This is a genomic window from Luteitalea sp., assembly GCF_044337415.1.
Classification (GTDB): Bacteria; Acidobacteriota; Vicinamibacteria; order Vicinamibacterales; family Vicinamibacteraceae; genus Luteitalea.
The window spans coordinates 1-5,990 of record NZ_JBIINP010000229.1 but is presented as its reverse complement, the minus strand read 5'-3'; the positions used below and the strand labels follow the sequence as shown (position 1 = coordinate 5,990).

Here is a 5,990-nt window from a genome sequence, read left to right as displayed (position 1 = left end):
GCGGCGCCCTCCGCTTCTTCCGCCTCGATCCCGCGACCTGTCGCGAAGATCTGCAGGGAGCCCGGGGCGCCGAAGGTGCGCTCGAAGGCGGTGAGCGGGATGTAGACGTACCGGTCGAGCGACACGCCGCCCCCGGTGCCCTGCGGCCGCACGAGGCCGATGACGCGGAAGCCGCGGCCACCGATGCGCACGAGCTGGCCGAGCGGGTCGGAGCCCGGGAAGAGTGTGGTGGCGACTTCGGCGCCGATCACGGCCACCTGCGACGCCTGCTGGTCCTCGGCCGGCAGGAAGAACCGGCCCTCGCCGATGTCCAGATCGCGGATGCGGGAGAGCTCCGCGGTCGTGCCGTTCACGTTGGCGCCCTCGTACCGGCGGCCGCCTGCGCTGACGTCGGCCGAGCGCTGCGTCGTGGGGGCCACGAGGATGGACTCGCGTGCCACGCGATCGAGAAACCGGGCATCCGAGCGCTTGATGGGGGGATTCCGGCGCAGGCGGTCGGCGACCTCCTGGCGACTCAGCTGTCCCGCCACCAGTTGCGCGAGCACGAACGTGTTGCTGCCGACGGTGCGCGCGCCTACCGACAGGGCGTACTGCTTCACCCCTTCGAGGCCCGCCGTCGTGAGGAGCATCGTCGCCACGGCCGTGGCAACCGCGAGAGCGGCCAGTGACGATCGCAGCGGGTTGCCGCGCGCGGTGGCGGCGGCCTGCGACAGCGCGGAGCGCAGGCGGGTGAGCGAACGAGGGACGGGCACGCAGGTGCTGAGACGCGCCTCAGGCGCGTCCCGGTGCATCATCATGCCGGAGATCGTGCGCGCTTCGGGACTGCCGAGGCTCGGCACGCGTCCAAAGGCCGCAATGCGTCGACGCACTTTCGTGATTGGAGCCCTGATCCTCGGGCTCGTGGCAGCCGCGGCCTTCTTTGCCCGACGAGGCCCCCGTGGCGTGGAGGTGGACACCACTCTGGTGGCGCGTCGCCCGAACCTGCAGGCCTTCGTCACCGCCTCCGGTGAGATCGTGGCGGACCGCTACGCAGACATCGGGTCGAGCGTCATGGGGCGCATCGACGACCTGCGCGTGAAGGAAGGCGACAAGGTCCGCGCCGGGCAGGTGCTGGCACGCCTCGACCCCGTGCAGGCGCGGAGTCAGCGTGATGCCGCCACCGCCGGCGTGCAGGCCCTGGCCACCGAACAGGTGGCCGCACGCGAGCAGGTTCGGGCAGCCCGGGCCGACATCGACGCGGCGCGCGCCCGCGTCGCCGAGACCGAGGCCAACCTGCGGCGCATCGATTCCCTGTTCAAGGAGCGGTTGGTGTCGGCTGCCGAACGCGACACGGCGGTCGCGGCGGCGGACGGCGCCCGCGCGCAACTGGCAGCGACCCAGGCAGCGGTCTCGCGCGCCGAGGAGAGCATCCGGACGGCCGAGCGGCGGCAGCAGCAGGCGCGGGCCCAGGCCGCCGGCGCGGGTGACCTGCTGTCGAAGACGGAGATCACCTCGCCCATCGACGGCGTGGTGTCGCGGCTCCAGGTGCGACAGGGCGAGATGGTTGTCATTGGCATCCAGAACCAGCCCGGCACGACCCTGATGACGATCTCGGATCTCGCGGAGGTCAACGCCGAGATCAAGGTCGCCGAAGCCGACGTGATGCGCCTCAAGCTCGGGCAATCGGCGACGGTGACGCTCGATGCCGTGTCGGGGCGACGCTTCGCCGGGAAGGTGATCGAGATCGGCACCGGGGCACTGCCGCCGGCGGTGGGTTCCGCCGCGACGGCCGCCGCCCGCGAGTTCCGCGTCGTGGTGCGCATCACGGACCCGAACCCGGGCCTGCGTCCCGGCCTGACCTGCGATGCCGAAATCCTCACCGACGAGCGCCCCAACGCCATCGTCGTGCCGCTGCAGGCCGTGGTGCTGCGCCCGACGAGCACGGGCGGCGAGGACACCGCTGGCGTCTTCGTGGTGCGCGACGGTGCCGCGCGCTTCGTGCCGGTCAAGACCGGCATCATCGGTGGCCTGCTGATCGAGGTGGCCGGTGTCGAAGCGGGCACGCCGGTCGTGTCGGGGCCCTTCCAGGTGCTGCGCACGCTGAAGGACGGCGACACGGTCACGACGGCCAAGAAGTAATGCCGCGATGCCGGGAATGCCCGGCAATGCCGCGGCGCCTGGCGCAGCACCGCGGGACAAGTCCGGCGGCTACGAACCCTCGGCGGAGCCGGCAGGCAACGCCATAGTCCGTAGCCGTCGGCGATGGCCGACGGTCCGTGATGCCCGCCTCACCGGTAGGGCGCGGTCTCCGACCGCGCCGCTGTGGGACAGCGGCCGCGTGGGACACGCGGCCCTACCTCGCGAGGGCGCTCAGCCCGAATTGCGCAAACCCGCGGTGATGCCGGCGATCGTGCGCACGAGCGGGCGCGCCGCGTCGGCGTCGCCGCCGCGATGCGCGCGCAGCAGTGCCACCTGCATGGCGTTGATCGGGTTCACATACGGATTGCGGAGTCGGATGGTCCGCTGCACGACCGGGTGTCGGTCGAGCAGCCGGTCGGCCTCGACGATGCGGAGCACGACATCGGTCGTACGGGCATGCTCGTCGGCGATGCGCGCGAAGTGCCCGTCGGGATCGGCGCTCTCGGGCACCAGGTCCAGGTAGGCCTTCGCGATCTCGAGGCTCGACTTGGCGAGCGTCATCTCGAGGTTCTCGACGATCGACCGGAAGAACGGCCAGTCGCGATACAGGCGCCGCAGTTGGTCGAGGCCCTGCGGTGTCTCGAGCAGCGGCGCCAGGCCGCTGCCGCAGCCGAACCACGCCGGCAACAGCGACCGGTTCTGCGTCCACGAGAACACCCAGGGGATCGCCCGCAGCGACTGCAGGTACTCGGCGTCGGCCGAGGGACGACGCGCAGGCCGCGATCCGATTTCCAGCAGCGCCAGTTCGTCGACCGGCGTGAAGGATCGGAAGAACGGCACGAACGTCGGGTTCTGCCACACGAAGGCGCGGAACGCCTGTTCCGATGCGCGGGCGGCCTCCGCCATCAGCTCGCGCCCGTACGCTGGCGCGCTCGATCCCACCACGTTGGGAAACACCGACAGCAGCGTCGCCGACAGCGCGGCCTCCAGGTTGCGATAGGCCAGGCCGGGCAACCCGTACTTGAACGAGATCGTCTCGCCCTGCTCGGTCAGCTTCAGGCGTCCGCGTGCGTGCCCGCCCGGCTGCGCCAGGATGGCCGCATGCGTGGGGCCGCCGCCCCGGCCCGTGCTGCCGCCCCGGCCGTGGAAGATGGTCAGCTCGAGTCGCTGCCGTGCCGCGACGGCCGACAGGTCTTCCTGGGCCCGATAGATCTCCCACTGGGCCGCCAGGTACCCGCCGTCCTTGGCCGAGTCCGAGTAGCCGACCATCACTTCCATCCGTCGCCGACGCGCGTCGAGCACGGCGCCGTACTCGGGCGAGGTGGCCAGCGCCTCGACGATGCTGCCGGCGCGCTGGAGGTCATCGATGGACTCGAACAGCGGGACGACCGACAGCGTGAGGCCCGCCGCGCGCGTCAGTGCCACGGCCTGCAGCACCGGCTCCGGCCCCGTCGTCCCCGACAGGATCAGCGTGTCGCACACGGCCGGCCCGTGCTGTCGCTGCAGGTCGGCCACGACCTGCAACGTCTCGGTGACGCGCGCCGTCTGCCCCGTGAGGTCGCGCGCGTGGACGCGCACGTCGAGCTTGGCGACGTGGAAGCCGAAGAGCTCGACGCGTCGCCGCAGGGCGGCGAGGCGGCCGTTGGCGATGCGCTCGCCGCGGTGGGCGCGCAGCGAGGCGTCGATCACCTCGAGGTCGGCGACGAACTCGTGGACGTGCCCGTAGCCGCCGGCCTGCCCCTCGGCGGTGGCGAGCAGGCGGTGGTGCATGAGCCACAACTTGCGGCGATACGGCTCATCGTCGGGCGACACGGTGATGTCGCTCGAGCCCTGGGCGGAGAGGCGCTGTTCGTCGGCCGCGATCGACGTCAGCAGGGCCTCGTTGACGTCCACCAGCGTGCGCGAGACGCCGAGTGTGCGCGCCAGCTCACGCACCTCGTCGGCGTAGCGGCGGAGCACCAGCTCGCGCGCGCGCTGCGCCGCGGCACGCAGGGTGGCCGGTCCGGCGTTGGGATTGCCATCCTGGTCGCCGCCGATCCAGCTGCCGAACCGCAGCGGCAGGGGGGCTCCCGGGATGCGGCGCCGGTAGTCGCCGACCAGCGCCGGGGCGACGTCGAACAGGCTCTGCTCGAAGAACCACAGGCCGTGACGGATTTCGTCGACCACGCGGGGCCGCTTGGCGCGCGTCTCGTCGGTCTGCCAGAGGGTGGTGATCTGCTCGGCGAGTGCGTCCTCGATGTCGCGCCGCCCCGGGTCGGACAGCTGCGGGTCGTCGAGGCGATGCAGCAGCTCGCTGATCTGGAGCTGCGCGGTGAGGACGGTGCGGCGCGTGGCCTCGGTGGGATGCGCCGTCAGCACGAGCTCGAGTGACACGCGGCGCGACGCGTCGCGCAACTGCCCGCCGGTGACGCCGGCGGCCTGCAACTGGTTGAAGGCCGCGTCGAGCGACTCGGCCGCCACGCGGCGCTCGACCGCGTACTGCCGGCGGCGTCTGATGCGGTGGTGCTGCTCGGCGAGGTTGGCCAGCTGGAAATAGAGGGAGAAGGCACGTACCAGCCGTCCCTGCTCGTCGATTGGCAGGTCGGCGACGATGTCCTTCACGGCCTCGAAGTCGCCTCCCCGCGAGGTCTGCCGCACGCGCTCCTCGGCGTCGTAGAGCGCCTGGCCCTCCTGCTCGAGAATGACGTGGCCGAGGAGGGCGCCGAGCAGGCGCACATCTCGGCGCAGGGGGCCCTGGGAATCGGGAACGGGCGGAGGCGCCACGGGCATGCGGACATTCTAGGGCGGCGCGGTGCAGGCACCTGTGCTATTTCTGTCGCCTATGTCGCGATATGAGCGGGCCCGGTCCGGCACCTGCGCCGCGACGGAGGAGCCTGCATGAGCGGAGGCACGGGTTCGACCACGGCCGAGGCGCCGATTCCGGCGTTCGGTGAGGTCCTGGGGCATCCACGCCCGTTGTGGATGCTGTTCATGACGGAGTTCTGGGAGCGCTTCGCGTTCTACGGGATCCGTTGGGCGCTGGTCCTCTACATCGTGGCGCAGTTCCACGCCGGCAGCCCGACCGGGGAGGAACCGGCCAGCCAGTTGTACGGCGCGTACCTGGCGCTGGTGTACGCCGCGGCGATCTTCGGCGGCTACGTCGCCGACAAGATCCTCGGCTACCAGCGGTCGATCCTGCTCGGCGCCGTGATCATGGCCTGCGGGCTGTTCATGATCGCGGTGCCCGACCCGCGCATCTTCGAGTTCGGCCTGGCCACGGTCATCGTGGGCAACGGGCTGTTCAAGCCCAACATCTCCACGATGGTGGGCAAGCTGTACTCGCAGGCCGACCAGCGCCGCGACTCGGGGTTCACCATCTTCTACATGGGCATCAACGCCGGCGCCTTCCTGGCCCCGGTGCTGACGGGATGGCTGGCCGACCAGGTGTTCGGCACGACGGCGATGCCGGCCTACAAGTTCGTCTTCATCGCCTCCGGGCTCGGCATGCTGGTGAGCCTGGTGTGGTTCTGGTTCGGCCGCACGCAGCTGCAGCACATCGGCGCGCCCATCGCCGGCCTCGAGGGCGTGCAGACGGTGGCCTACGTGGCCGTCGGCTGCCTCGTGGCGATCCCGGTCATGTGGGTGCTGCTGGCACAGCTCGGTGCCACCACGCTGCAGTACGTGCTGACGGCGATGTTCGTCGGGTTGTGCGCGCTGCTGCTGGCCGAGGGAGTCCGCAACGGCCCGGTCGCGCGCGACAAGGCGATCGCGATGCTCATCATCTTCGCCTTCAACGTGATGTTCTGGATGTTCTTCGAGCAGGCGGGCAGCTCGTTCACGTTCCTGGCCGACAAGATCGTCAACCGTCAGTTCGGCGACTGGACGTTCCCCGT

General features: G+C 71.0%; 4 protein-coding genes. 2 read left to right on the top strand and 2 right to left on the bottom strand.

Going from position 1 to position 5,990, the window contains the following annotated elements:
* The coding region (locus tag ACIRDX_RS19660; protein ID WP_396627138.1) for an ABC transporter permease at positions 1-797 on the bottom strand (797 nt) is incomplete at its 3' end.
* Between the two features lie 58 nt (positions 798-855).
* Between ACIRDX_RS19660 and ACIRDX_RS19655 the strand changes: the two genes are divergently transcribed.
* Positions 856-2,118 carry an efflux RND transporter periplasmic adaptor subunit gene (locus ACIRDX_RS19655; RefSeq protein WP_396627137.1) on the top strand — a complete coding sequence of 421 codons (1,263 nt, stop codon included), beginning with the start codon at positions 856-858 and terminating at the stop codon, positions 2,116-2,118.
* Between the two features lie 231 nt (positions 2,119-2,349).
* Here ACIRDX_RS19655 and ACIRDX_RS19650 read toward each other — a convergent pair whose 3' ends face one another.
* Positions 2,350-4,887 carry a phosphoenolpyruvate carboxylase gene (locus ACIRDX_RS19650; RefSeq protein WP_396627136.1) on the bottom strand — a complete coding sequence of 846 codons (2,538 nt, stop codon included), beginning with the start codon at positions 4,885-4,887 and terminating at the stop codon, positions 2,350-2,352.
* A 108-nt stretch (positions 4,888-4,995) separates the two neighbouring features.
* Here ACIRDX_RS19650 and ACIRDX_RS19645 point away from each other — a divergent pair.
* Positions 4,996-5,990 (top strand): peptide MFS transporter (locus ACIRDX_RS19645; RefSeq protein ID WP_396627135.1); only part of this gene is annotated, 995 nt, incomplete at its 3' end.